4 protein-coding genes are annotated in these 2609 nt (G+C 35.9%); 3 read left to right on the top strand and 1 reads right to left on the bottom strand.

Features of this window, described 5'->3' with window-relative positions; all coding sequences use genetic code 11:
* A partial coding sequence (locus tag NTU89_04515; protein MCX5923792.1) for a hypothetical protein occupies positions 1 to 690 on the bottom strand: 690 nt, incomplete at its 3' end.
* 166 nt (positions 691 to 856) lie between these two features.
* Between NTU89_04515 and NTU89_04510 the strand changes: the two genes are divergently transcribed.
* The 3 genes from NTU89_04510 (at position 857) to NTU89_04500 (ending at position 2591) form a co-directional block, all read left to right on the top strand.
* Complete coding sequence (locus NTU89_04510) at positions 857 to 1426, top strand: hypothetical protein (GenBank protein MCX5923791.1); 570 nt, start codon at positions 857 to 859, stop codon at positions 1424 to 1426.
* Between the two features lie 100 nt (positions 1427 to 1526).
* Positions 1527 to 2030: a hypothetical protein gene (locus tag NTU89_04505; GenBank protein MCX5923790.1), complete on the top strand. Its 504-nt coding sequence runs from the start codon at positions 1527 to 1529 to the stop codon at positions 2028 to 2030.
* An 81-nt stretch (positions 2031 to 2111) separates the two neighbouring features.
* Positions 2112 to 2591 carry a hypothetical protein gene (locus NTU89_04500; protein MCX5923789.1) on the top strand — a complete coding sequence of 160 codons (480 nt, stop codon included), beginning with the start codon at positions 2112 to 2114 and terminating at the stop codon, positions 2589 to 2591.
* Positions 2592 to 2609 lie beyond the last annotated feature (18 nt).

Here is a 2609-nt window from a genome sequence, read left to right as displayed (position 1 = left end):
GCTTGCAGATTCTATCGATCCAAAAGTGCTCGATGGGCTTATGGTCAGACCTGATTGAGTTATTAAAAACTCTTGTGAGACTGGTGAAATTATATTTAGAAATTGTGTTTGTTGTGCTGGAGTTGTGAAAGCTGATGGCATAAAAGTTGATGCTACAAGAGGGCTGCTCGGGGCTGGAGAATTTACAGTTAGAGTTACTTCGTTGCTATAAATTGCAACTGAAGCTGGCATTGTTTTAAATGCCAAAGGAGCTGTTTGTGGGCTTACGGGAGCTGGAAAGATTTGTTTTTGGGTTACAGAACCAGAGAGTGATGTAAGGGTGTATACCACATAGTATGAACCATCTGTGGCAGATGTTGAGGGTGGAAAAATATTTACGGTTAGTGTGGCATTGTTGACGGTAAAACTTGAACTGGGGGTAACAGGAATCGAAGCTAAAACGTTGCTGGCGCTATCTAGTATGGCAATTGAAAATGCAGGGATGGCCGTTGAAACGGTTGCGTCTGAAGGGCAGAGTGAGCAATCTTGTGCTGCAGCAGCGTTTGCTGGGGTTGTAGGTTGGCCAGAAGTTGCAGCAGCTTGTGCGGTTTTATCTGCAGAAGCCTTTTGCTCTGCTGCATAATCGTTAAAGTCTCCATGAGCAAATTGCGCAAATGCCAAAACCATTAAAATAAACAGTTGTTTTTTCATATTAATTCCTATTTTTAAAATTTATAGTTTGTCGAAATCTAACAATTTTTTATCATGGCCGTAAAGAGTTTTATGCTTTCTGTGATTTTTCCGCTTGCAAAAATCTTTTATTTTGTGTTTTGATACAGATAATATTTGTAAAAAAGTTTGAGTTTAAGGATTTTTGATGAAGCGCTTTTTAATAATTTGTTTTGGTCTGTTGGTCAGCTGTTTTAGTATTTTTTCAGATATTAAGCTTGGAACCGTTTATAATCATTCTGATTTGACTTTGACTCAGGTTTCGACTGTAGCAAACAATAAAAGAAATAAAGGTTTAACAGCTCAACTAAAGATTGCAAATAAACAAAATCAAAACAGTTCAACGCCTGTTTTTAAAACTCATATTTTTAATCACAGCATTGGAACAAGTTCGTCTGGGTATGCTTCATTTCAGGCACAAGATCAACATAAAAATAAATATGATATTTTATTGTCGGTTAATCCTTCTCACTCTGTTCAATTTGGTCGTACGCGCGCAACTCCTGCTCCTGGCAGACCAGGCATTGCAAAAGAAGTTTGTGACATTTCTGATGGAAATCAGTGCGCCCAGGTAGTAATTAAAAAAAATGGCAATGTTATATTTACCAATGCACTTGCTTATGATGTGGACAATCCAGAGGAAGAGGTTGATTTAAACATGTCCCTTTTGGGAAGTAACGGAATTTATACAGCTCGATTAGATAGAGCAAATAATTAACCAGCTCAACTTCCATTAGTGTTTTAAGCAGAATCTTGTTTTTGGCTATATTTTTAGTGTACCTTTGGGTTAGTTATTTAAATTAATCCGGGGGGATATGATGAAACTTTTTAAAACAATGATCTTTTTGTCTGTTTGCTTTCTGTCCAATCGATTGATTGGTGCTGGTATTTATTTATGGGAATACCGAGAAAATGCCGACAGATCATGCTGTTTGTATTTATCTGGCGTAGATTATTGTAATCCAAACACGCCATGCACTCGACATTTTTATACAGATTTAACAGGAATAATGGATTATATCACGCGTCTTCTTGCTACTGAAAAAGGTAGCTCTTTTTCATATAGCACTCAGCTAAAACAGGCTCAGTTTTTTATTCGCCACATGTATGCGTCATCATTTCGTGATTTATCTTATCATTTTGAGCAGCAGCGTTCTGTGGAGTTTTTTCATAACATGCAAGATGCAAACAAGGGTGATAAATCAGTAAAATCTGCAACCGCTACAGCTTCTACATCTACTGCTGCAGCAGATAAAGCAAAAGGCGAAGATTTAGTTCTTAAATATTTGATTAAGTTGGGGGTGGCAAGACCGCTTAAATAATTACTTAAAAAAAGATAGAGCTGTTTATTTTAGGTTGGTCCATAAATGAAATTTTTAAGACGTTAAAATAAGGAAATAAGTATGAGTTTTGTAAATAGTCTTACGGATACACCTTTATGGGTATGGGGGATTTTAGCCTTTTTTGTAGACATCGGTTTGAAAAGTATGCACAAACATGTTGTTTACATCCCTCGGTTGTTTTTGATGCCAGTTAGTATGATTATTTTGAAATATAAAGATGCTGTCTCAACAGATACAACGGTAATGCTAACGGTTATATTTTTAGTTGTTGGAACAATTATTGGTCTGTTTTTTGCAGATAAAACATTGGTGACCTTTGATAAAAAAGCATGGACGGTTACATTGCCAGGATCCTATATAACATTTGCCTTCTTGGCACTGTTTTGTAGTATGAAATTTATTTTTGAGTATCTTGAAAAAATAGATCAAGGTGCTGCTGAAAAATATTTCCTAACTGATTCTATAATCAGCTCACTTTTTACAGGATACTTTTTAGGAAGAGCTTGTTTGTTTGCTTATAAGTTTTACAAGCAACGGTAAAAAATATGTATAATAATT

It is taken from the genome of Candidatus Dependentiae bacterium, assembly GCA_026389065.1.
Taxonomy (GTDB): domain Bacteria; phylum Babelota; class Babeliae; order Babelales; family Chromulinivoraceae; genus JACPFN01.
The sequence above is the reverse complement of the archived record's forward strand: the minus strand, read 5'-3'. Positions and strand labels throughout refer to the sequence as shown.

Bases quoted from the DNA above. Each gene is read 5' to 3' on its own strand.
- NTU89_04510 (MCX5923791.1), top strand. From the start codon at position 857: ATGAAGCGCTTTTTAATAATTTGTTTTGGTCTGTTGGTCAGCTGTTTT.
- NTU89_04505 (MCX5923790.1), top strand. From the start codon at position 1,527: ATGAAACTTTTTAAAACAATGATCTTTTTGTCTGTTTGCTTTCTGTCC.
- NTU89_04500 (MCX5923789.1), top strand. From the start codon at position 2,112: ATGAGTTTTGTAAATAGTCTTACGGATACACCTTTATGGGTATGGGGG.